Genomic DNA, 25,747 nt, shown 5'->3' with positions numbered 1-25,747 from the left:
AGTATATAATTATATTAGTAAACGGGGGTTTAGTATAATGGCAGTGCTACAGTCTCCAAAACTGCAAGTAAGGGTTCGATTCCTTTAACCCCCGCCATATAATACAATAAGTTTTTTATTCTTAATTTTAAAAAGATAGAATTAAATCTATCTTTTTTTATATTATTAACTCAAAGACCTAGTATCTTCAGCCCTTAGCGATTATGAAGCATTAAATGCCGATAATAAAACAAAGCTTACTAGTGAAAAACTATTATTAGAAAAATTAAGTTCCCAAGTTACTAAACTTGAAACCTTAAAAGCAGAAGTAACTAGTGCTTACCAAACTAGAATTTTAATCCAAGAGAAAAAACAAGAGTTTGAAACAAATGTTAATGACGATAAAACCTTGGTTCAATATAATGAGCTTAAAGATTCAATTGAACCTTACTTAACATCAATTTATGAAACTACCAAACAAAAAATAACTAGTGAGCTAGGAGATACACCCGAAGCTAAAGAATTATTAACTAAAGCTGAAGAAATTAATAAAAAACCATCTTGAAATGATCAGGAAATGAAAGATCTTGAAAAAGAGGTGGAGAAAGCTAAGGAAAATGCTGGGGAATTAAAAGCAAAAAGAGAGTTTATTGAGTCTGTATTAATAGCAAAACCTGAATTTGAATCAACTAGGCAAGAATGGAAATTTAAGTTAGTTACTGATAATAACAAAATACAAGAACTACAAAAAAAATATACACATTTTGAAATTCAAATCACTGCCGCAGATGGAGATATTTTAACTGAGACTAAACAAATCTTCAACTATAGTGATGCTACTTGAGGAATTAAAACTGAAGGAAGCGACTACGTCCTAAAAGTTAAAACAACTTTCACAAACACAAACACAAAGACAAAGCTATATCCAAAAAGCTGAACCATATCATTGCTTAACATTGATACTGGGGAAAAAGTTGTTTGAGATCACGGGCAAAAATCATAGATTAAATTAAACAAAAAGTCGACATTTAGATGTCGGATTTTTCATATCTATAATATCATGTTCAACTATGAACTAAATTAATTTATTTGTTCAATATTAAAAAAGATAGATTTTTAAAATCTATCTTTTTTACTACTTAATTAATAATGAATCCTGGTCCATTTCATTTGGTTTTCTAATACCCATATAATCTAGAACTGTCGGTGCAATATTAGCCAAAATACCATTTTTTAGTTTGATGCTTTTATCACTACAAATTAACATAACGGGGCTGCTGGTATGTTTCGTAGCTGGATTGCCCTGTTCATCTTCTGTAATTTCAGCATTACCATGATCAGCTGTAATAAAAACAGTTACATTGTTTTTATTTGCTCATTCTATGATACGAGCAAATTGAGTATCTAAAAATTCAATAGCTTTAATAGTAGCCTGTAGATCGCCAGTATGACCAACCATATCAGGGTTTGCATAGTTCATAATCGTTAAATCATAATTTAAAGCATTTTCAAGCAGTTTATCAGTAATTCCTTCTGCTGACATATGGGGAGCTTTTGCATAAGATTCAACTTTTAAAGAATCGACCATAATACGCTTTGAGTTTTTAAACTCAATATCTTTTCCCCCATCCATAAAGAAAGTTACATGTGCATATTTTTGGGTTTCTGCAATTCTTAGCTGACTTTTATTTTCTAATTCTAAAACTTTTCCAATTGGCATTGGAATATCCATTTCACTAAAAGCAATTAATGTATCTAAGCCTTCATACTTCATCATTGAAGTAAATTTATTAATTTTTACTTGCTTTGGCGCTTTAACATCATATAAGTTTGAATTAATAAATAAATGGGTTAGTTGACGTGCCCTGTCTGGTCTAAAGTTAAAGAAAATAATTGAGTCATAATCTTTAACAAAATAATCTTGGTTTAAAGTTTGGTTAATAGCTGGAATAAAGAATTCATCAGAGATCTCTTGTTTATATTGATCCTGAACATAAGTTACAGGATCAATATAACTTACTTTTGCATTTCCCAAAATAGCATCATAAGCTTGAAATACTCTATCAAACATTTTATCTCGATCCATAGCATAAAATCTACCAGAAATTGATGCTATTTTATAACCGTATTTATCACAAATTAATTGTAATTTACTTAATGATTCTTTAATTGAGCGAGGTGCTACATCCCTACCATCACCAAAGACATGAACTGAGACTTTTTTAAGTCCATAATTATATGCAGCATGTAATAACTCAAATAAATGATCTTCTAATGAGTGAACACCGCCAGGTGATAATAATCCCATTAAATGTAATGTGGTATTATTTTTCAAAACATCTTGAAAAACATCAACAAAAGCTTTAGTGTCTTTGTAAGTTCCATCAGCTAAAGCTTTTTTAATTAATGATAATCCGGTATAAACAATAGTTCCAGCACCAATATTTAAATGACCTACTTCTGAATTACCCATTTGACCTTCAGGTAACCCCACGGCATCTCCTGAAGCTTGAATAATAGAATTAGGGTAAGTTGTAAAGAGATGGTCAAATGTTGGAGTCTTAGCTAGCGCAAAGCCGTTGCCTTGGGTTTGTTTTCTAAGACCTAAACCATCAATAACAATTAAAACAATTTTTTTCAAATTTCTCCTTGATAATATAAATTTTAAATAATTTACATTATACTAAAAAAATAAAAATATGATTAAAAATAACGGACTAAATCCGTTATTTTAGAAAATTTATTAGCATATCTTATGCAGCAGCAGCAGCAGCAGCAGCTCCTTGTTGGTCTGATTTAGTTTCTGGATTATGAGTTATAACTTCGTATAGATACTCTTTGTCATCTTGGTCTTTAAAGTAAATAGTTGCAGTGAACTGAGCATTAGTAGCATTAGTAGATTGATTTCTATCTGTACCATTTTTACTTTCTAAAGGTTGACTATTAGTCTCAGTTTTTTGATTTTTATCCTCTTTTCATTTACCAAGGTCTACTTTAGTTCCAGATCTAATCTTAAGTCTTTCTACTAAATCACCGCTTTCTAACTTCGGATTTTTAATTGACCGTGTAGTCTCTTGAACGAATTCTTCATTATTTTGATTTATAACCACTTTTACTTTAACAAATTTATTTGCAAATTCTTGGATCTTTGATCCATCAGTTCCGTAATTTAAATAAAATAGAATTTCATTTTTTTCTTGATCAATTGTTGGTTTTTTAAGCATAACATCTTGAATTAGTTTATGCTCTTGACTATTTTGTTTTTCCTTAGCTTTCTCCACCTCTTTTTCAAGATCTTTCATTTCCTGATCATTTCAAGATGGTTTTTTATTAATTTCTTCAGCTTTAGTTAATAATTCTTTAGCTTCGGGTGTATCTCCTAGCTCACTAGTTATTTTTTGTTTGGTAGTTTCATAAATTGATGTTAAGTAAGGTTCAATTGAATCTTTAAGCTCATTATATTGAACCAAGGTTTTATCGTCATTAACATTTGTTTCAAACTCTTGTTTTTTCTCTTGGATTAAAATTCTAGTTTGGTAAGCACTAGTTACTTCTGCTTTTAAGGTTTCAAGTTTAGTAACTTGGGAACTTAATTTTTCTAATAATAGTTTTTCACTAGTAAGCTTTGTTTTATTATCGGCATTTAATGCTTCATAATCGCTAAGGGCTGAAGATACTAGGTCTTTGAGTTTTAAAATTAAACCTTCTTCAGTTTCTTTTAAAATAACACTATGATCTTCGCGATATTTAGATTCTTGTTCTAAAGTTGCAATTTGGGTTTTTAATTCTTGCAATCTGGTATGTTCGTTTGTTAACATACTTTTAATTGATGCTGCGAAACCATCATATCAATTAATTGCAAAATCCACTTCGTTTTTATCGCTAATTGCAATGTTTGCTTTTGTTTTAGCAAGTATTTTAGCATTAACTCTTTTGAATTCATCAGCTTCATTAGTATATGCTTGGCTCTTATTTTGTTCGGTTTCTAATTCTCTAATTTTTGCTGATAAATCATCTAACTTAGTTTTTTCAGCAGCTAATTTAGTTGTAGCATCAGAAACTTCGCCTAAGATAGAATAATAAGCTGTATATCCAGCTTCAACAAGGCTACGATCAGCAACAGTAACATTAGATTTAGTTTTAGCTAAAATTGTTTTATGAGTTGCTCTAAATGATTCTAATTTCTTTAAATCAGCCATTTGGTATTTTAATTGATCTAACTTAACTTTTTCACTAACCAAGTTAGCTTGGTTCTCTGGTGATAAAGATGCAAATGCTGATAAGGCTGCATTAAGAGCTGATTCATCATTTGTTGTTAAAGAACTTACAGTTTTACTTAAAATTAAATTGTTATTTACTGTAAATTGTTGTTCAGGTTGTGGGTTTGTTTGGGTATTAGTTTTATTTGTGCTAGTAACCGCAATAATAGTTGCAGTAGTTACTACTGCTGCACCTAAAGCAAGCCCACCACCTAATAATATTCATTGTTTTTTTGTCATTTGTACTCCTGTTTACTTTTAAATTATTTAAATTTATTAAGATTTTTCAAACTAACATATAAATTATATTAAATTTTTTTAAAACAAAAAAAAAAAAAAATAAAGCCAAAAAGCAAAAAATAGAAAAATAAACATCAAATTTAGTTATGATGTTTATTTTTTATATTATTTAGCTAATGGTTCATGGGAAGCTTGAACTATTTCATCAAAACCTGCACCAGAATTAGCTAAAACATATGCTCCAAAGGTATTTTCCACAAATGCTCCTTTAGCAACATGAATCTTTTTATCTGGTAAAAGCATTGCTATTGACTCAGCTCCCAAAGTAGCTGAACCAAGGTCAGAAAAAATAAAAATTTCCTCAAATTCTGGATTAACTTGAATTAATTCATAAATTTGCATTGGTTCTGTACCTAATTCTTGGCCATTATTTACACCACCCAATGCTTCAATTCTAACAAACTCGCTGTTAAGAGGCAACATCTTAGTTAAATATTCAGCTAGTGTTAATGCTAATTTTTGATAATGACTAATTAAAATAAATAATCTAGCTTTAACCATAGTTTAAAATTCCCTTACAAAGTTTTTTAAAATAATTGCTGTGGTGTATGCACCAGGATCAATAGATCCTGTTGAATGACCTTTTAAATAAGCAGCTCTTCCCCGCGAAGCAACCATATCTTTAGTTGCTTCAACAAGGTTTTCTAAGTATGCTAATAAATCAGTTTTTAGCTTTGAATCAAAATCATTATATTCAAATACTTTTATGCTAAAAGGTCTTCAAATATCATACATTGTTTTATCATTTAATTTTACTTTTCCTAAAGTTTCTAAAGTATTTGCAAAGCTTTTTGTAAAGTTTTTAAATGCATCTCATGAAATAAATTCTAAGTTAGCAAAAGCTTTCGAAGCATTTAAAAATGACATTCCATATAAAGGACCACTTGCGCCGCCCACCTTTGTCATTAACATTTTACCAAGGCTAGCAAAGTAGCTTTCTAAAGTTTGATTGCTTGCATCAAGTTCGATGCAAGCATCAAAACCTCTTAAAATATTAGATCCATGGTCCCCATCGCCTGTTACTAGATCTAATTGTGTAATATAATCTAATTGATCAGTCAATTCTTGATGAATTGACTTAATGATCATTTTTGCTTTAGATAAATTTATCTTCAAAATTTAACCTCTGTTCTATCATATAAGTAATAACTTTCACGTATAGACTTTATGTCTTAAAATTTAAATTTTTATAAATAAAAGACATTGATTTTTCCTCTAAACATGAATAAATTTGTGCAGGGTAAAATGCACAAATTTAATTTTATCTTATTTTTGTTAAACTGCAAGCGCAATTGCACCAATTAATATTCCACCAAGCATTGGTGCTGCAACTGGTACTCATGAGTATGATCAGTTAGCTCCAACATGTTCTTTTTTACGTGGTGCTAAGACTGTTTTTTCCATTAATAAATAAACAATTCTAGGTCCTAAGTCCCTGGCTGGGTTAATTGCATAACCTGTTGATGATCCAAGTGACATTCCAATTACCATAACTAATAATGCAACAGGTAATGGACCTTGAGCTCATCCAAAAGTAATAAGGTTCTTGCTTCCTAAAGCTAAAATAACACCAACTAATAAAAGTGTTCCAACTAATTCATATGCAAAGTTAAAGATAGCCGCTTTTTCTTTGAAATTATCGTAAGCTGGACCAGTGCAGTGAGCTCCCCGTACTGAACCAAGGTCAGTTTCTTGAATATGTTTTCAATTAATAAAGTTAAGAATGATTTGTCCAACCATTGCACCTAAAATTTGCAATGGAATATAAGCTAGTTCTTTGGCATTTTTAAAACTATTTGAAACTAGCGAAAAGATTGTCACCGCTGGGTTTAAATGAGCAGGTCCTCCCATTGCAACACCAACAGTAGCCGCAACAAGCACAGCTAAACCTCATGCAAGTGCAATAACGATTCATTTTCCTGGCTGATTAGCAAACATACGTTTTCCTGAAACGCTGTACACTACACCATTACCAAGAATAATAAGAAGCATCGTTCCAATAAATTCTGATAAATATAACATACATTTTCCTATTCTAAATCTTTAGTTCAATTTAAAGTTTTCTTAACAGATAATTCTCATCCTTTAAGGAGCTTATCTGTTTCTTGTTTAGTTAAATTAGGTTCAAAAACCCTATCTGGTTGGTTAAGTTTTTTAACTTCTTCAATACTCTTTCAATACCCCACAGCTAAACCAGCAAGGTATGAAGCACCTAGTCCTGTAGTTTCAGTATTTGAAGGTCTTTCTACTTTTACATTCGAAATAGATGCTTGGAATTGCATTAAGTAATTTGATTTTGATGCTCCACCATCTACTTTTAATTGAATGATTGGTTTACCTAAATCTTTTTGCATTGCTTGAATTAAATCATTTGATTGGTAAGCAATTGAATCAAGCGTTGCTTTAACTAAATGTTCACGTTTAGTTCCACGTTCTAAACCAAAAATAGCTCCACGTGAATTTGAATCTCAATATGGTGCACCAAGCCCTGTAAATGAAGGCACTACATAAACTCTTTGATCATCATTTACTAATGAGGCAAAGAAATCTGATTCAGCTGAATTATAAATTATTCTAATTGAATCTCTTAATCATTGAATTGCTGCTCCAGCAATAAAAACTGAACCTTCTAATGCATAAACTGTTGGCTGATTACCAAGTTTTCAAGCAATAGTTGTTAATAATTTATTTTGTGATTTAATAGCAGTAGTACCGGTATTTACTAATGTAAAACATCCTGTTCCATAAGTATTTTTTACCATTCCTACTTCCGTGCACATTTGACCAAATAAAGCTGATTGTTGATCGCCAGCTACACCGGTAATTGGTACTTCACCAAGCGCTTTATTTGACCATAAAGTTGGGGTTACAATTCCATAGTGTTCTGATGAAGATTTTACTTCTGGTAAGATTGATTTAGGAATTTCAAAAAGATCTAAAATTTCTTGATCTCAATCTAGAGTATGAATATTGTATAACATAGTTCTTGAGGCATTTGAAACATCTGTGGCATGTACTTTTCCATCAGTTAATTTTCAGATTAATCAAGTATCTATGGTACCTGCTAATAGTTTTCCTTCAGCTAATTTTTCCTTAGCTTCAGGAACATTTTGTAAAATTCATCTAATTTTTGTACCACTAAAGTAAGGGTTAATAATTAGTCCTGTTTTATCTGTGATTTTTTGAGCTCACTCAGTGTCTAATAATGTCTCACAATAATCACTTGTACGACGGTCTTGCCATACAATTGCATTGTATACTGGTAAACCTGTTTCTTTATCTCATAAAACTACAGTTTCACGTTGGTTGGTGATGCCAAGGGCAACGATGTCATGAGATTTAATTTTTGCTTTATGCTTTGCAGATTGCATAGTTGAAAGTTGCACATTCCAAATTTGAATGGGGTCATGTTCTACTCACCCAGATTTTGGAAAATGTTGATCAAATTCAACTTGGCTACTTGCCACAATTTGCCCTTGGTGATTAATTACAAGTGTACGACATGATGTCGTTCCTGAATCAAGTGTAATAACGTATTTATTGTTCATTTAAACTCCTTAAAATTGAATTTTAAATTTTGGATTATAGTTTGGGTTTTTTTCTAAGATAATTCCTGCTTCTTGAACTAATTTCACTATTTCGAGTGCAATGGCAGGAGCAGAGGCAATAGCTGGTGATTGCATTCCAGCAGCATTAATAAACTTTTTATTATCTTTCGCTGACCTAATTACAAAATCATTAGTTTCAATGTCAATTGGCCTTGAACCAGCTAATGTAAGCTCAGTTTTGTCAATTCGTAAACTTGGAATTATTTCAGTACCAATTTGACCAATATAATCAAATTTTTCTTTTGTTACAAGTCTCGTTTCATCTTTTGGTACATTTTCTTGTGCAGTAGGACCTACTAAGATTCTTCCATCTAACATAGGAGCAACAATTACACCTTTTCCATGGATAGTTGGCACTTTAAAGCAAATTGATTTAACAATACCTGCTTCACTTCGGCTTAAAATCCGGTATTCCCCGCGGCGGGTTTTTTGTTTAAAATCTCCATATCCTGCTTTTTCAGCCAATACATCAGCATAATGTCCTGCTGCATTAATCACAACATCAGATCTTAAAATTGTTCCATTTTTTAATGTTATAGTAAATTCATCATTTTGATATTGAATATTAACTACTTCAGAATTTTTGCTTAAAGTTGTTCCATTTTGCTCACTAGCTCCTAAAAAAGCATAACTAGCTCTAACTGGATCAATTGCCCAAGAACTAGTACAAAGTAAGGCTCCAACTACTTTAGGATTAACATTTGGTTCACGTCTTAATACTTCATCTCTATCAATTATTTTTAAGTATTCTTGTGGAACTTTATTAGTTAAACCTCTTTCATACAGCATATGAACGTGTTGCATTTCTTCTTCGTTAAAGGCTAAAATTAATGAATCAGCTTGTACTCTTGGAAATTCTAAGTCCTTAAAGATTTTTTCACGTCAAAGCTGGTTTCCTAAAACATTTAAACGAGCTTCAAGTTTGTGTGGTTCAGGGTCAAAGCCACCATGAATTGCTCCAGAATTACCTTTTGATGTTTCGTCCGCAAAAAGCGGATTTCTTTCTAGTAAAATGGTTTTGAGTTTATATTGTGATAGTTCATAAGCAATCACTGATCCAATAATTCCTCCACCAATAATAACTATGTCATATTTTTGTTGCATATATCTCCATATAATTTAAAATATTTAAAATAGGTGTATGTATGTTAGTTATGATTAATTGAAATTCGAATACATACAATTAAATTATATTAGGTTTATGAGAAAATTGAGCATTTTAATATATTTCCTTGATATTGTGTCCAATGACAACTATTTAGGTCCATATATAAATCCCTTGGAAAATGAACTAATTTAATTAAAATATGGTATAAATTATTTATGAGAATCAAACATAACATAGATAAGTACAAAAACTTAACAAACTACGAACTAAAAAAACAGCAATCTCTCATATTAATTGCTGCTAATATTGAAAAATCTTTATCTCAACTTAGTTTAATTACAAACCTTAGTGTATCAACTGTAAAAAGATATAAAAAAATAATAAAAAGTAATCAAGAAATTGACATCAGTCATAAAAATAAAAATCAACAAAGAAGTTGCAAAGTTACCGATTCAGAAATTGAATTAGTGTTTAAAGATTATTTAAAAACATGTGAAATTATTTTAAACAGTGTTCTAACAAATAACCAACTTTCGTTTAAAAGTTATTATTATTCAGAATATGGTTATTTTATAAGGCAAAAAATTTCTTACAAAACTTTAGTAAGAAGATTCAACCAATTAGGATTATTTAATATACATACAACCAAAAGAGGAAGAAAAATAGCAAAATTATCAAAGAAGAAAACTTCACAAGAGACAACATTGCTATTAAAAAAATATTATAAACAAATTAAACAAAATGAAAAACAAAGACAAATTTTGGGTCTAAAGAAAAATTTAGAATTTGGTGAAATTGTTGAAATCGATGCTCAGCTTGAACCATATTTAAAAAATAATAAACCATTCTATCTTTATCATGCAATTGATGTTGCCACTGGAACATTATTAGCAGCATGATTTGAAGAACAAGAAACAACATTAGGATATCAAAGACTGTTAGAAATAGTATTTAAGAAATATGGATTTCCAAAGAAAATTTATACTGATAAAAGAAGAACTTTTTGGGGAAACGAAAACACACAAACAATTTTTGAAAAAGATTTAAATAAAAAAGGAATAGAAGTACTCAGTTCATCTAATCCCAAACATAAACCTCACGTTGAGAGATCTTTTAGAACATCATTAGATCAATACCCATTATTAATTCATGAAAACGGATATAAAGATATTAATGATTTAAAGCAAAATAACGAAGTATTTCAAAATTATTACAACACGAGGAATAAAAAAATAATTTCTAAACATAATGTCTTTCAAAAAGAAGGAAAGAAAAACGGCAATTGAGCCGTTGATTTAGAGATTAATAGAAAAGTTTTAAATGGTGTTGTTAGATACCAAGGTAAAAACCTTGCAGCTTTCGATATGCATGACAAAAGGATTATATTTCCTTATAATTCTGATGTTGTGTTAGTACATTGTTCTGATGATAATTTGTATTTTAAATATAATGGAAAAAAATACTTTGCCAAAGAACCTAATGGAAAATATCTAAGCTTTACAGAAATGTGAGCTCTTGAGAAAGGTTTAGATTATTCTATCCCTGCCGTTGGAAAACTAGCATTTATCCATAAGAAAACAAACTCATTTTTTAAAACTCTTGAATTATACATCTCAAAGTTTAATAGTGTCTCTGTGAATGCACAAGGAAATAACCTTGAAGCCAATAAGATTATGGCTGAGTATTTAGAGATACTTCGAACATTACACAGAAGCATCAATGATGAAATAAAAATTGATGCATATTAATTTTAATATTTTTTAATAAAAAAGAGAATAATAAAAATAGAAAACACGGGCACGTGTTTTCTGGAAGTTTTGCTTACTTTTTCAAAAGTAAGGCTCCCTTGATTGCAATCAAGGGCGGGGGGTTTAAAAATCTTTTTGTTTCATTTTGAAATTTTATAGTTAATTTAATAATATACATAATTATATCTTAATTTTTTAGACAGTAAAAACATCAAAAAATATATAAATTTTCCAATTTAGTTGCCAAAGAAGAAAAAAATTTTTTTCTTTGTTTTTTCGTTATCTTTTTTTTGCAACAAAGGAATCCATAATATAAATCAAAAAATAAAAAAATGATTAACCCCAACAGAATGGGCAAAAAATTAAAAAAAGTAGTGCAAAAAAGTAGTTATTCTACAGAGAAAATTGAGCATTTTAATATATTTCCTTGATATTGTAAATAAAACTATTTGTATTTTAATTACAAACATTAAAATAAAAAACTAGCTTATGCTAGTTTATATTATTTAGACATTTTTTGTAAACGTCTGTTAAATTTATCAATTCTTCCGGTAGCTTTTACTTGGGTTCTATTTCCAGTAAAGACAGCATGACATCCTGAACAAACATCAACTGAAAAGTTTTTTCTAACTGATTTAAAAGTAAATTTAGTAGCACATGTTGAACAAGCAATTTGAACTTCGTGATATTCTGGGTGAAGATTTTTTTTCATTAGATTCCTTACTTAGTTATTATTTAGAATAGAACTCAACAATCAAGGCATCTTTAATTTCTTGATGAATTTCAGTTCTTTCTGGTAATCTATCTAATTTAAACACAAAGTCTTTTCTTGTTAATCAAGCAGCTGCTTGATTAGTTGCCAATGATTCTGTAATTTGCTTGTTGTTACGTGATTTTTCTTTTAACTCAATTGAATCACCAAGTGAAACTAAAATTGATGGAATGTTAGCCTTTTTTCCATTTAAAGTAAAGTGTCCATGGTTAACTAATTGACGAGCTTGTCTTCTAGTTGAAGCAAATCCTGCTCTATAAACTAAGTTATCTAAACGAACTTCTAAAAGTTGAAGTAAGTTAGTACCTGTAACACCTTTTAATTTAATAGCCTTTTGGAAGGTTTTACGTAATTGTTTTTCGCTTACACCAAATAGATGTTTAACTTTTTGTTTTTCATATAAGTGTAATCCGTAATCTGATAATTTAACTCTTTTATTCCCGTGTTGTCCAGGAGCATATGTTCTTTTCTTACCTTTAGCAAATTCTTTGCCACTTTCAAGGATAGAAAAACCTAAACGACGAGATTTTTTAAATACAGGTCCTGTATATCTTGACATATTTATTCCTCTTTTCTTATTGTGCACTATTTTAAGAGGGCTTATTTCTATCTTAAATTAATTTTAACTTAATGTGTTCAATTAAATTCAGCTTCTTTACTAACAAAATAAAAACGTTAAAATTAGGTTTACCCTTAAGCTATAATAAGCTGCTGTTATAATGCTTTGCTATTATAACATAATTTATAGTTTATATAAATATTTCTAATATGTTTTTTAGTGTGTTTTTGTACAAAAGTTATATTTCAAAATATAGTATTTAAAGCCATGATGAATATTACAATATTTTAGTCATATTAAAGCATTGCCACAATGTATAAATTTTTTATTTTTAAGATTTTCTTTCTAAATGAATCCTTGTTTTATTTTGTGAACTAAACATGGACAGCAAAATTTAACATTTTAGTTATTTATAATTCCATAGCAAATTGCTGTGGAGTTTTTCAGTTTAAGTTTGATTGAATTCGGTCATTATTGTACCAAATTACATATTCTTGTATCATATCATTAAGTTCATTAAATGTTATTTTTGAATAATCTAAATCATTTAATAATTCAGTTTTAATGATTCCAAACCAATATTCAATTTCTCGATTATCAAGAGAATTTCCGACTCTTGATAACGAAATAATACCACCAAGATTTTTAACTTCTTTAATATATTGATGATGTGTATATTGAAATCCATGATCTGAGTGAATGATAAAATTTTTGAATTTGTATTGCTTTAATGAATTTAAATTGTCTAAAACTAGTTCTAGATTATTACTTTTTGATAATTTAAAACCAATAATTTGTTTAGTTTTATGAGACAAAATTGCAGACAAATAAACGTGTGATTCTAACACATCTTTTGGCGCTTTTATATATGAAACATCAGTTGCATAAATATTTCGATTGTTTTGATCGTTATAATCACGATTTACGAAGTTATCAATTTGTGAAGATACATTTTTAATTTCTTTTCGTTTTGATTTTTGTCTAAGCTTACATTTTAGGCCTAAAAGGTTCATATATCTCCCTAATGAACGTTCGTTTATATCTATTTTGTATTTTTGAGATATGTAAACACTTAGTTTTAACCTTCCATATCTTGACTTTGTTTCTGCGAACGATTTTTCGATTACATCACTATATTTAGGGAGTTTTTGTGCAATTTTAATATTTTGAGTTTTAGAAATTGTTTGTCTAGAAATGCCAAAAACTTCTGCAAGCTTAACATAACTTATACTAAAACTTTTAGATTCAATAACTTTCTTACTTTTTGGTAATTCGTTGGTAATTTCATAATATCTTTTAGCTATTTGTAACAAATCATCACGATCAAAAATATCTCAATTTGGTTCTCTTTTCGTCTTAGGTTTGCCGCTTCCTTTTTTGCGGCTTTCACCTTTCTTTGTCTGCAATAAGTCTTCCATACCTAAATTATAATACTTAATTATTTTATTAATTCCAACTTTTACACTATTTCTTTGTAAGTTTTTTGTTTCTGGTGATATTTGGTAAATAGCTTGGAAAGCACCTGGGAAACCTGATTTTTGATATTCTTCATATATTTTTGCAAATTCTTCTTTCTTTAAATGTCTTGACATAATTTATCCTTTCAAAAAAAATTCTTCGTTGGTACCAACGAATGGTAACAGAAAAGCTAACATTTACATGTTAACTTTTCTGTCCGGCTTTAAACAATGCATTTTAAGATAAAAATGTTATGTATCTTGTTAATGTCCATTAAGTTATTATAAATATTAGTTTGTCCTTCAATATACTAGATTCAGTTAGCAAATTATTCTGAATTAAATATCAATATTTAAAAGTATTGTTGATGCTAAAAAAGAGGTAAAAAAAAAGTCAACATTGTCATGTTGACTTTTTGGAGCTTTTATTTTCTATTATTTTTCTTTTATATCTACAATATTACTTTAAAAGTTCAGCTATTAAATTATTTTCTATTTTTTTAAAATTAAGTTTAATATCATCATAAGGTAGAATATTCAGAAAATAAATATATTGCTCTTGGTTATCAAAAATTTCTTTATCATAGTTCATAGGATCGAATTTTTGTAAAAATATAAGCGAAGATTCTGTTGCAGATAAGATAAAGAATCGTATTGGCTTTTTAAAGTTAGTTATATTTCCAAAACTATCAAAACTTATTTTTTTATTATCATTATATAGAGTATTTAAGTTTTGCCACTCTTGCACCTTTTTAAGGCTAAGTTTTTCAAGCTTAGTAAAATATCAAATAGTTTTAAAGTAAAATAATAAGCCGCTAAGTGTAATACAGAAACAAAATAAATAAATAAAAATCATTAAGACATAAGGGTATGATAATTCTCTTAATATATTCACTAAATAATCAGTAAAACCAAGAAAAAAAATTGAAAGAATAAGATAAAAAGCCAAACATAAAGTAAAAGCTATAGCATATAACTTAGTTCTTAAAAAATATTTATTATAAATCCTTATGATGATTTCAAAAAAACCATCTTCTAATTTAATCTCGTTTTTTATGTAATATTCAGCTGTTTTTCCTTTTGCAATAAATAACAAATTACCATGAAAAATTTGTAGTTTATAAAACTTTTTAATAAAAAAAATAAATCATGTCTGGAAACAAAGCCATATTAATAAAACAAAAATTCATGTAATAAAAAACGTTGTGTAAAACATATTTTCCTCATCCTTATTAATAAAATACTAGTCATATTTTATTAACTAAATTTAACATATTTTACCAGCTGAATCTTCACCCTTTATAATTCAAAAAGGTTTTTGGTTTGTTTTATCTTTATAAATACTATTTCACGGCAATAATAATTTAAAATAAGATCATTCTTCTGGATTTTCAAAAATGAATTTATTATATGTTTTTCAATTCGTTTCAAATCTAATACTTTTATTATTATTATCTTTATAAATTAATTTTTTGTGTTGCTCAAGGTCTATTTTCATCATATTAAATAAATTAATTATATTACGAGATTCATTAAAATTTTTGTTTTGCTCTTTTCACTCATTTATAATGCTTTGAATATTTTGACTACCAATGATTAAAGGATTAGTATGATATTTAGCTATAATAAAAGACAAAGAAATATAAGTAAATGTAGATGGGAAAAATATTAGTAATTTAATGGTGTAAAAGTCATGCGTTACAGTTAAATTTAAAATCATCGGAATCATAGCAAAAAAGAAAATTATTACAAATAATCCTGTAGGTCTAAATCTTTCACGTCATTCTTTGGTATATGTTATTGTATTTTCATAATTTTTCACTAGCAATTCCATCTTATCAAAAAATTCATTAGTAATTTTTATTTTATTTTGTATAAAAAAATTTTTAGTTTTTCCATTTAAAATATTATGAATATAAATTAATGGTAAATTTTGTTTTTTTCGTATAGTTTGTTTTAAATAAGCATAAATGATTGTTAAAGTAAAAAGTACTACAATAATTAATATAAGATACCATAAAGGCGGGTTATTTATAAAATTAAGAAAGTCATATGAATTAAGGTTGTTAAAACCCTCTTTATGCATTTTAAATATTTTTTTTGTGAACATTATCCCCCTTTTATTTATTATAGCAAATTTAGTTATAACTATAGATAGTGTTAAAACTATACGTAAAATTTTACATATAGTTTTAAAATATAAATTAAAGCTCTTTAATAAAATTATGTGTAGTTTTTTTAAAATTGATTTTAAACACGTTATAAGGTAAGATTAAAATGAAATATAAGTATTTTTCAGGTGTATCAAAGATTTTTTTATCAGTTTTTTCATAATCTATTTTTGCATTTACATATATTAATGGTCGTTTAATGTTCGTAATTTTATACTTTTTAAAATCTTTACACTTTTTGTTATAAAGTGCCCTTAATTCCTCTTGGGTAATGTAATTATTATCTGTAAATTCCTTATTTTTTAATCTCCAATTATCAATGTTATCTCATTTAGTAAGTACTATTATTTTGTATTTTGAATAAATACCAGCAATATTTAACATAAATAAAAAAAAGAAAATCTGGCTAATCAAATAAACAGGCATCCCGTAAAAGACTGACACCCCAAGTGTTGGAAAAATATAAAAAAATACACGAGAAAATAAGGGTATCGAAACTCAAAAAATAATTGATAATCAGAAAATATGATTCCATGCCCGTGCTTTTTTTTGAAAATCTAATCCATACTTATCATGGATATCTTTCAAAGCGCTAAAAAACCAATCGTCAAGCTTTATTTTGTTTTCCAAAAAATAATTTTGAGTTTCTTCAAAACTTATAAAAACTAAATTATAAAAAACTAAACCTAACTTATTAACACGCTTTTTATAAATATTTAAAAATATATACCATAAAAATCCAAGTAAAAGCAAAATTAAATATGTAATTGTAAGTCCAATGGTTATCATTATTAACCTAGATTATCCTTTAAGGTTTTATTACTATATTTGCTACGAATATATTCATATGTATGTGTTTTGTTATTTTTAGTAACAGTGCGCTTAACTTTGATAAGGTTATACATATCTAATTTATATTTACTCATCTCAAGCATTTCTTTACGTGTGAAGATTTTACCATCAATTAAACGTTTAAAAAGTTTGTTTGTACCTCCAGTTCCACCATCTTTATACGATTTATTTTGCAAAGATTCAGAAATAACTACAATTTTATTTAATTTCTTAAATTCAGCTCATTCTTTTTTATTTTGATTTTGTAAATTTTGGATATTAGAAATATCTCTGTATATGTTAGATAATTCTTTATCGGTTTCTAATAAACTATAAATTGAATTAGATAAGGATTGCGCATCATATATAAAGCTAACTAATGATAAATATTTTGTGGTTGTTTTAGATATTTCAAGGTGTACTAAACCAATTGATTTTAAAAGATCATTACCGAATAAAACACCATTTAAGACACCTTGAGCAACATCCGGTGCATGATTCAACAAGCTTGTGTTTTTTATGGATTCAAGAGCTCCTAAAGCTTGTTTTGTACTATTATTTTTATTGATAAAATAGTCTTTCCCTAGTTTTAAACCTAATATTACTGCACTAATAGCTAAACTAAGTCCTGCAAATGGTCAAAAGAAAATTGCTGCGAAGCTTGAAATTACTGTAGCAGTTGCTAATGCTACAATTGCAATATCGATATTTTTAATAATTTCTTGAGTTTCTTTTAAGTTTTTAGTTAAATCTTCCTTATGTTTAAGTGTGTCATAAGTTTTTTGTAACATGATATGGAGCAATTTTGATGTTTGTAAATCTTTAATTTCAACATCATTATTAACATATCATTGTTTCTCAGTGTTAACCTGGGTGGGAATTTTGTACTTTGGTTTATTATCACTTACGTGCCTTTCTCGTTTTTTATTATCCAAAGTCCCGTATCTATCATCTATAAATATTGGATGAGATAAAACCTTAAGTTTTATCGCATTAATATTTATTTTTGTTTTAGACAAATCTATATTATTTATAATATTTAATATTTGTCTGTTCCTTTGTCTATCCTCATCGGTGAATTCATTTTTGGCTAAAATTTGTTTTAATTCTATAGGATTTTTTAGTGTTTGTTGCAAGGTGGTAATATCCAATTTAGATATTCTAACTTTGGAAAGTTCAATTCTTTTCGAAATATCGTCTTGCGCAGTCTTTTCATAAATATTAACTGTATTTTGGTTTGTATTGCTTATAGCCGTGGGCGCACCCATTGCTTGAATAACTTCGAAAGAATTAATAAAATGTTTTTTTAGTTTCATATTATTGGCTCCTTACTCTTCTTGTTTTTATAAAGTTTGTCAAATGGTAATATAATTAAAAAGTTAAGAAATTCTTCTTGCGATTTAAAAATTTCAGTATCGTAATTGCTTATATCCTTATATAGTTTTATCTTTTTATTTTTTATTGTGAAATCTTTTAAATATAAATTTTGTTTATTTCTACATAGGTTAATATAATGATCAGCGAATTTATTATGAAAATCATTGCTGCTAGGAAGTTCTCTATTTAATAATCACCATTCTTGAATTATTTTTTGACTCTTATAACTTGAAATGAGCCACTTATTATTATTAGTTTTATAAATAATAAATACAGAAATAATTATACATATTTGCACAGTTAAAGTGAAGATAATATGAATTATATAATAATCACTAGTTACAGCCCATCAAATATATCAATTAAAAAAGTACATAAAAAGATGATAAAGGTATAACAAAATTGATCAAATGTTTATTTTTTTCTTTCAAATACTATTCTGAAGATATTTATCATATTTTGAAACCAATAAAAGCATAAAATTAAAGTAATCTTCTTTTATTTTAAGTTTGTTAGTCGTAAAAAATTTCATAGTGGATCCATTTAACAAATTATACATATGAACAAAAGGAATCTTTTGTTTTTTCATAGTTTTGTGCCTTTCATTCATATAAAAAAATTGAATAACAAAAAGTAATAGAACCATAATTATTAATATTACGTAATAATATTTATATATTATTAATAAATTTGGGTCATTTAATGAATTATCCAAGAAATATCATTTTAAAGAATCTGGTTCAAAATTTTGCAAGTTATAGCTCCTATCCATAAATAATTTTAAAATTGTACAATATAAATACATTAATACAATTAAAGTATTTATCTAAAAATTCAGCCATTTTAATATTTGTCTATGATCTAATAATAAAATATCTATTTACTAGTTTAAAAAGTAAAATAATAATATTAATATTATATAAAATAATTTCTTTTATTTCTGCTATTATAATATTGTTGTTTTTGGAAAGTCACAAGCGAGATATTAACAAAATAATTGTCTTTTAATTTTAACATAAATTATATATAAAAAATGTATGAGAAAAACAGAAAACACACTAGCATTATAATGACCCATAAGTTGTACTAAATCAATTAGTAAAATTTAGGTGACACTATAATTTTACAAAGATAAATTATTAAACATTGATAAATGGAATAAAACAAACGTCCAAAAAAAAGATAATTAAAGAAGAAACCCATATGCATAAATATCTGCATATGGGTTTCTTTATGCTTATTTTGTTTATATAGTTAATTTATTGCTAACTTAAATATATAAACATACATTATAGAATATAAAAAAATTATGGATAAATTTTCTTGTAAACTGTATTATATCATTCTATAACCTGGCTGGTATATTCGTCCATGGATAATAAATCATTAGCCACACGTCTAATTTCTATTTTCATATGCTTTGGTATGCTAAAGACACTTCATAAGTAACTTTGAGGAGTTACTGTTGGTAAATTAAGGCGAGGGGCCCCAGAAATTTGATATAAAATTATTTTATTCTCATCATAAGCAGGTATTATCCCACCAAATCAAGTTGTTAAAATATACGGAATAATGAAAATAGTATTATTTTTTAAAAACTCATATACTTCGTTATTATTTAAATATAATCTACTGAATAAATCTTTAATTTGGGAATCTTCATTAAAATCATCAAAACTGTGAAGTTCTTTAAAACGTTTAATTATATATTCATCAAAGTCTTCTTTAGTTTCTATTTTTATAATTCCTCCAAGTTTTTTTTCAGTAGGAAAATTATCAAAATAAAAAGAATTAAAGGCAAATCGGGTTGCCTCTTTTTTTTGGACCCTTTCGGTTTTTATATGTACATCATCTTTTAATCACTGCTCAGGTACAAAAACTTTTGTTGTACGAAAGGTTTTGGCTTTTTCATTAAGTTCATCTAAAATTTCAACAAAATTCGTATTTCAAGGCAAAGAACAAGATTCATCTAAAATTTCAACAAAATTCGTATTTCGTGGCAAAGAACAAGATAATGTAGTTAGTGGTGTTGTTAATAAAGCACCAAAAGAAAATCATAGCTTTTTATTAATCTTCATTTCTTACCACATGTGTTACAGCTATTAAATCATATACAGAATTGCTAAAGTCATATTTCTCATACTTTTTAATGCGATATCTATAAGTCCCTGAAGAAGTTGCTTTATATTCTAATAATTCATCATTACTCACTGCAGACTGAATCATCTTAACAACAACCCATTTTCCATTTGATTCCTTTTTTTCTAAATATAAGTCATAATCAGAAAATCAATTGTTGTTTTGACGTTTAATTGCCTCAGATTGAGTCAAACGAATCTCAGATTTATGAGTTAAGTCTCACATTTTACCCTCGGCAATAGTTTTTTGTTTTTCTAGTTCTTGGCTTCTTTTACGTGATGGAGAAAAGAAATTTAAAAATGAATTTCACCAACTTGTATTTTCTTTATACTCTGGCCTAACTTCAGATTGATTTAAAAGACCAGCATTAAACATTCAGGAACTAGATATTTTTATCGTTTGATTCTTTTTTAAATTTATTTCTTTACTTGAAAATACAAAACCACTATCATTAGTTGGATGAATTTTTAGTGTTGAATAATTATTAGCTGCTTCTAACATTGTTTTAAAGTCTACTGTTCCAGCACCAAATTTTTGTTCATAACCACTTGACTTATAGGTTAAATTATCGTGATTTGGACTAACAGCAGATGCCGATAAAATTGCTTTTACAATTGGTATTTTATAATCGCTATTTCTAATATCTGATCTATATTTGAGTAAGTTAGAAATCAAACCAGTTACTACAGGTGCAGCATAACTAGTTCCATGCTCATATTCATTAACATTATAAATTGGATCATAAAAATATGCTGGAGCAACAACTAATGGCTTCGATATATTTTCAAATTCTTTGAAATGACGATAATTTGAATATGAAGCTATTATATTCTTTTTAATATTATACTTAGTTGCAGAATCATCAAGTGCTCCAATAATTATTGTATTAAAAGATAAGTTTTGGTTTGTTATGTAATGTGTGTTATTTTCACCATTATTAGATGCGGCTAAAATGTTAATTACTCCATATTTTCTAGTTATGTAATCTAAAAAATATGCATCTTCATCGTAACCTAAATCATATGATTGGAATCGATTACCATATTCATCATACATTGATGGTCCGTAACTGTGATTGATAATCCTAATTCCATCTGTTTTTACCATTTTCTCTATTGTTGTTGCCCACTTACTTTCATGCTTACCAAAATTATATAAATATATTTGCGAAGTTCTATCAAATCCAAATGCTCCACCAGCTATCATTGAAACCATTGTGGAGTGTGTTTTATGTCAAGGTTTGGTTTGTTCATTAAGATCATTTATTTCAATTCCATTTTTGAAGTATTTTTGATAGCTTTTATCAAATGGATATGCTCATGATTCTAAAACTCCTATTTTATTAATGTGGTTATTATTCATATAACCACTAACTTTTACAATTTCAGCATTTTTCTGAACCGATTGCTTAAATTTTTCAAAGTGTGGGTTTGTTGAATCTGGAGCATAGTTATATGACCCACCACCATAAAGTCGATCGTTTTCAGAAAGAATATGATTAAGTACATCAATTTTTGCTTGTGGTTCAGGTTTTTCATTTTTAAATAATATAATTTTGAAAATTTCTTTTCAATTTCAAATTTTATCTACAAAAGTTTTTCTTTCAAATTCATTTTCAAAATAAAATCATACAATAGGCATCATTGTAAGTTTTTCAAATGATTTATATTTTAAATTATTTTGATTAACTTTATTTATAAAATCATGATTAAATTTGCTTAAAAATTCTTCATTTTCAGTTTCAAAACCAGGGTTTAGTAATAGTTTCAGTTCAAAATTGTTGTTAACTGGGATAGCAATTGCTTCATTATTTTGATTTAATGCAATAGTGGTACCTTGGGCCCTAGTTTCAAATTTTATGTCATTAAGATTTTCATATCACATTGTATCTCGTGTAATATATTTGGCCACTGGCGTAGCAAAAAATGTTGTTAAAGCACTAGTGCTTATTAAAGTTAAAAAGCAAACTTTTAGTTCCTTTTTCATAATTATCTCCTTAATTTTATGTAAATTAAATTTTAATGTAATATTATTTTTATTAAAAAAGTATATTTTGCTATTAATAAAATTTCATTCTAATAAATAATTTTAATATTTAAAATATACCTAATAAAATTATAGCATAAAAAATTTTGATCAAGTGAAATTAATGTTTTTTGAAAATCACATGCGAGATATTAAGAAAACAATTATCTTTTAATTTTTACATAACAAAAGTAAGCAAAAACAGAAAATGCAGCAGTTTTATAGTGACCCATAAATTGCACTAAAATTAATTTAAGGATTGATCCTATATCCTAAATTTGTTAGTCCATTTAATAAAATATTTTAGTTTAACAAGCAAATTAAATTTTTAACCTTTAACAAAAAACTCCCCTCAGGGGAGTTTTTACTTATTCTCTGAAAACTGAACAGTAAAGTAATTTATTAAAATCTCATGAATACATTTAACTTTTAAACCTATCAATTTATTAGTAATGGTCAGCTGAATGTATTACTACACTTACACTTCCATCCTATCAACCTCGTAGTCTACAAGGAATTTCAAGGGAATACTTATCTTTGAGGAGGCTTCCCACTTAGATGCTTTCAGCGGTTATCCCTTCCGTACTTAGCTACCCAGCTATGCTCCTGGCGGAACAACTGGAACACCAGCGGTACGTCCACTCCGGTCCTCTCGTACTAAGAGCAGCTCTCATCAATATTCCAACGCCCACATCAGATAGGGACCGAACTGTCTCACGACGTTCTGAACCCAGCTCGCGTACCGCTTTAATTGGCGAACAGCCAAACCCTTGGAACCGACTCCAGCTCCAGGATGCGATGAGCCGACATCGAGGTGCCAAACCTTGCCGTCGATGTGATCTCTTGGGCAAGATAAGCCTGTTATCCCCAGGGTAACTTTTATCCGTTGAGCGACTGCCGTTCCATGACGTACAGCCGGATCACTAAGTCCTGCTTTCGCACCTGCTCGACTTGTAGGTCTCGCAGTCAAGCACACTTCTACCTTTGCGCTCTACATACGGTTTCTGACCGTATTGAGTGTACCTTTGAACGCCTCCGTTACCTTTTAGGAGGCGACCGCCCCAGTCAAACTACCCACCACGCACTGTCTCCCCGCCGGATAACGGCGGCAGGTTAGAAACTCAACATACCAAGGGTGGTATTTCAAGGTTGACTCCTTCAAGGCTAGCGCCTTGATCTCACTGTCTCCCACCTATCCTACACATGTTAGGCCAAGTTTCAATACGAAGTTGTAGTAAAGCTCCATGGGGTCTTTTCGTCTTGATGCGGGTACCCAGCGTTTTCACTGGGACCATAATTTCACCGAGTCCAATGTTGAGACAGTTGAGAGATCATTGCGCCTTTCGTGCAGGTCAGTATTTAGCCGACAAGGAATTTCGCTACCTTAGGACCGTTATAGTTACGGCCGCCGTTCACCCGGGCTTCATTTCAACGCTTCGCATTAAGCTAACGCATCCACTTAACCTTCGGGCACTGGGCAGGCTTCACCCCCTATACATCACCTTGCGGTTTAGCAGAGAGCTGTGTTTTTGATAAACAGTTGCCCCTCACAATTTACTGTGGCCAACGGTTTAATGTTGGCACCCCTTATCGCGAACTTACGGGGTTAATTTGCAGAGTTCCTTAACATTGGTTTTCTCGCTCGCCTTAGAATACTCATCTTGGGAACGTGTGTCCGTTCTCGGTACAGGTACCCTGTTATTTAAACGTTTAGAAGCTTTTCTTGGAAGTATGAAATCACACAATTCAGGCCAAAGCCTTATGCATCGTAGCTCCCGGTTGTAGAATACGCATTTAACTATATTCACCAGTCACTACTTACCCCTAAATCCATTAATAGGTAGTGTTATCCTTCTCCGTCACTCCATCACTATAACAAGGCAGTACAGGAATATTAACCTGTTATCCATCAGATACGCTTTTCAGCCTCTCCTTAGGTCCTGACTAACCCTGGGTGGACGAACCTTCCCCAGGAAACCTTTCCCAATAGGCGTCGTAGATTCTCACTACGAATCGTTACTCATACCGGCATTCTCACTTCTTAACGCTCCACCAGTCCTCACGGTCTGACTTCGTTGCATTAAGAACGCTCCTCTAACGTACTTTCGTACCCGTGGCTTCGGTATTATGTTTTACTCCCGTTACATTATTGGCGCAAGATCTCTTGACTAGTGAGCTATTACGCACTCTTTAAAGGGTGGCTGCTTCTAAGCCAACCTCCTAGTTGTTTATGAAATCTCACAACCTTTCTGACTTAACATAATTTTGGGACCTTAGCCGACGATCTGGGTTGTTGCCCTCGCGAGCCGGGACGTTAGCACCCCGGTTCCGACTGCATGACAATACACAATGGTATTCGGAGTTTGATTATAGTCAGTACCGCTAGGCGCGGCCATTCCATATTCAGTGCTCTACCACCAAAGTTTAACATCACACGCTAGCCCTAAAGCTATTTCGAGGAGAACCAGCTATCTCCAAGTTCGATTGGAATTTCTCCGCTATTCACAAGTCATCCGGGCACTTTTCAGCGTACTACGGTTCGGCCCTCCACTTGGTATTACCCAAGCTTCAGCCTGCTCATGAATAGATCACCTGGTTTCGGGTATATGTCAACATACTAAACGCCCTATTAAGACTCGATTTCTCTACGGCTCCGCTTTTTTCCGCTTAACCTCGCATGTTAACATAACTCGCCGGTCCATACTGCAAGATGTACGCCATCAGCCATTAACGGCCTCTGACTAATTGTAAGTAAGTGGTTTCAGAATCTATTTCACTCCCCTCCCGGGGTTCTTTTCACCTTTCCCTCACGGTACTAGTTCACTATCGGTGTCTGGTTAGTATTTAGCCTTACCGGATGGTCCCGGTAGATTCAGACAGGGTTTCACGTGCCCCGCCCTACTCAGGATGCTATCAAAAGTTTTTGCTATTTCGCATACGGGAGTATCACCCTCTATGCTAAAGTTTCCCAACTTTTTCTGCTATAACAAAAATTTGTAACTTTATGTAGATAGTCCTACAACCCCACCCTAAGGTGGTTTGGGCTCTTCCACTTTCGCTCGCCGCTACTAATGGAATCATATTTTATTTTCTTTTCCTGTTGCTACTAAGATGTTTCAGTTCACAACGTGTCTCGCAATCAAGACTATTTTATTCATCTTGAAGCAGTTAGACATTACTCTAACTAGGTTTCCCCATTCGGAAATCCCCGTATCGTAGCTCATATCCAGCTCCACGAGGCTTATCGCAGGTAATCACGTCCTTCATCGACTTCCAGACCCAAGGCATCCACCACTCACTCTTACTTATTTAAAAGTTCAATATTTACCTATTGTTGTTGATGTATTCAAAGACATTTTAATAAATTATTTATAAAATAATTACTCGGTTATCCAAAACAAATTGACTAATTTA

Annotated in this window: 18 protein-coding genes, 1 tRNA gene and 1 rRNA gene; 3 read left to right on the top strand and 17 right to left on the bottom strand. The window is 29.6% G+C overall.

Annotation, left to right across the window (positions count from 1 at the left end):
- Positions 1–23 precede the first annotated feature (23 nt).
- Together AC0B4T_RS01570 and AC0B4T_RS01565 are read left to right on the top strand one after the other, a co-directional pair.
- A tRNA-Trp gene (locus AC0B4T_RS01570) sits at positions 24–97 on the top strand.
- Between the two features lie 291 nt (positions 98–388).
- Positions 389–982: a hypothetical protein gene (locus AC0B4T_RS01565; RefSeq protein ID WP_465102840.1), complete on the top strand. Its 594-nt coding sequence runs from the start codon at positions 389–391 to the stop codon at positions 980–982.
- 132 nt (positions 983–1,114) lie between these two features.
- Here AC0B4T_RS01565 and gpmI read toward each other — a convergent pair whose 3' ends face one another.
- The 7 genes from gpmI to glpO all read right to left on the bottom strand — a co-directional run bounded on the left by gpmI (position 1,115) and on the right by glpO (position 9,250).
- The gene (gene gpmI, locus AC0B4T_RS01560; RefSeq protein ID WP_465102839.1) at positions 1,115–2,620 is read right to left on the bottom strand and encodes a 2,3-bisphosphoglycerate-independent phosphoglycerate mutase; all 1,506 of its coding nucleotides are present in this window, start codon (positions 2,618–2,620) and stop codon (positions 1,115–1,117) included.
- Positions 2,621–2,732: 112 nt separating this feature from the next.
- Positions 2,733–4,478, bottom strand: a complete 1,746-nt coding sequence (locus AC0B4T_RS01555; protein ID WP_465102838.1) for a hypothetical protein — start codon at positions 4,476–4,478, stop codon at positions 2,733–2,735.
- Positions 4,479–4,643: 165 nt separating this feature from the next.
- Positions 4,644–5,039: a PTS sugar transporter subunit IIA domain-containing protein gene (locus AC0B4T_RS01550; RefSeq protein ID WP_465102837.1), complete on the bottom strand. Its 396-nt coding sequence runs from the start codon at positions 5,037–5,039 to the stop codon at positions 4,644–4,646.
- A gap of 3 nt (positions 5,040–5,042) precedes the next feature.
- A complete protein-coding gene (dhaL, locus tag AC0B4T_RS01545; RefSeq protein WP_465102836.1) occupies positions 5,043–5,654 on the bottom strand; it encodes a dihydroxyacetone kinase subunit DhaL in 612 nt (203 codons plus the stop codon).
- Positions 5,655–5,813: 159 nt separating this feature from the next.
- Positions 5,814–6,560, bottom strand: a complete 747-nt coding sequence (locus AC0B4T_RS01540) for an MIP/aquaporin family protein (protein WP_465102452.1) — start codon at positions 6,558–6,560, stop codon at positions 5,814–5,816.
- An 8-nt stretch (positions 6,561–6,568) separates the two neighbouring features.
- Positions 6,569–8,086, bottom strand: coding sequence for a glycerol kinase GlpK (glpK, locus tag AC0B4T_RS01535; RefSeq protein ID WP_465102835.1), 1,518 nt, complete (start codon positions 8,084–8,086; stop codon positions 6,569–6,571).
- A 9-nt stretch (positions 8,087–8,095) separates the two neighbouring features.
- Complete coding sequence (gene glpO / locus AC0B4T_RS01530) at positions 8,096–9,250, bottom strand: type 2 glycerol-3-phosphate oxidase (protein WP_465102834.1); 1,155 nt, start codon at positions 9,248–9,250, stop codon at positions 8,096–8,098.
- A 219-nt stretch (positions 9,251–9,469) separates the two neighbouring features.
- Here glpO and AC0B4T_RS01525 point away from each other — a divergent pair, with 219 nt between their 5' ends.
- A complete protein-coding gene (locus AC0B4T_RS01525; protein WP_465102833.1) occupies positions 9,470–11,002 on the top strand; it encodes a transposase family protein in 1,533 nt (510 codons plus the stop codon).
- Between the two features lie 502 nt (positions 11,003–11,504).
- Here the strand turns inward: AC0B4T_RS01525 and rpmE are convergent.
- The 10 genes from rpmE to AC0B4T_RS01475 form a co-directional block, all read right to left on the bottom strand.
- A complete protein-coding gene (rpmE, locus tag AC0B4T_RS01520; protein ID WP_465101644.1) occupies positions 11,505–11,714 on the bottom strand; it encodes a 50S ribosomal protein L31 in 210 nt (69 codons plus the stop codon).
- A 19-nt stretch (positions 11,715–11,733) separates the two neighbouring features.
- Positions 11,734–12,333: a 30S ribosomal protein S4 gene (gene rpsD / locus AC0B4T_RS01515; RefSeq protein ID WP_465101645.1), complete on the bottom strand. Its 600-nt coding sequence runs from the start codon at positions 12,331–12,333 to the stop codon at positions 11,734–11,736.
- 410 nt (positions 12,334–12,743) lie between these two features.
- The gene (locus tag AC0B4T_RS01510; protein WP_465102832.1) at positions 12,744–13,925 is read right to left on the bottom strand and encodes an IS3 family transposase; all 1,182 of its coding nucleotides are present in this window, start codon (positions 13,923–13,925) and stop codon (positions 12,744–12,746) included.
- Positions 13,926–14,250: 325 nt separating this feature from the next.
- Positions 14,251–14,886: a hypothetical protein gene (locus AC0B4T_RS01505; protein WP_465102831.1), complete on the bottom strand. Its 636-nt coding sequence runs from the start codon at positions 14,884–14,886 to the stop codon at positions 14,251–14,253.
- A gap of 171 nt (positions 14,887–15,057) precedes the next feature.
- Positions 15,058–15,900 (bottom strand): hypothetical protein, encoded by an 843-nt coding sequence (locus AC0B4T_RS01500; RefSeq protein WP_465102830.1) that lies wholly within the window; start codon positions 15,898–15,900, stop codon positions 15,058–15,060.
- Between the two features lie 94 nt (positions 15,901–15,994).
- The gene (locus tag AC0B4T_RS01495; protein ID WP_465102829.1) at positions 15,995–16,345 is read right to left on the bottom strand and encodes a hypothetical protein; all 351 of its coding nucleotides are present in this window, start codon (positions 16,343–16,345) and stop codon (positions 15,995–15,997) included.
- Between the two features lie 407 nt (positions 16,346–16,752).
- Positions 16,753–18,108, bottom strand: coding sequence for an MATE family efflux transporter (locus AC0B4T_RS01490; protein WP_465102828.1), 1,356 nt, complete (start codon positions 18,106–18,108; stop codon positions 16,753–16,755).
- A gap of 1,368 nt (positions 18,109–19,476) precedes the next feature.
- Entirely contained in the window at positions 19,477–20,247 is a 771-nt protein-coding gene (locus AC0B4T_RS01485) for a hypothetical protein (protein WP_465102827.1), read from the bottom strand.
- Positions 20,237–22,294 (bottom strand): S8 family serine peptidase, encoded by a 2,058-nt coding sequence (locus tag AC0B4T_RS01480; protein WP_465102826.1) that lies wholly within the window; start codon positions 22,292–22,294, stop codon positions 20,237–20,239. The genes AC0B4T_RS01485 and AC0B4T_RS01480 overlap by 11 nt, the downstream gene beginning before the upstream one ends.
- Positions 22,295–22,758: 464 nt before the next feature.
- Positions 22,759–25,648, bottom strand: a 23S ribosomal RNA gene (locus AC0B4T_RS01475).
- Positions 25,649–25,747: the final 99 nt, after the last annotated feature.

The organism is Mycoplasma sp. 10961 (assembly GCF_055523525.1).
This window is presented reverse-complemented; position numbering and strand designations above follow the sequence as displayed.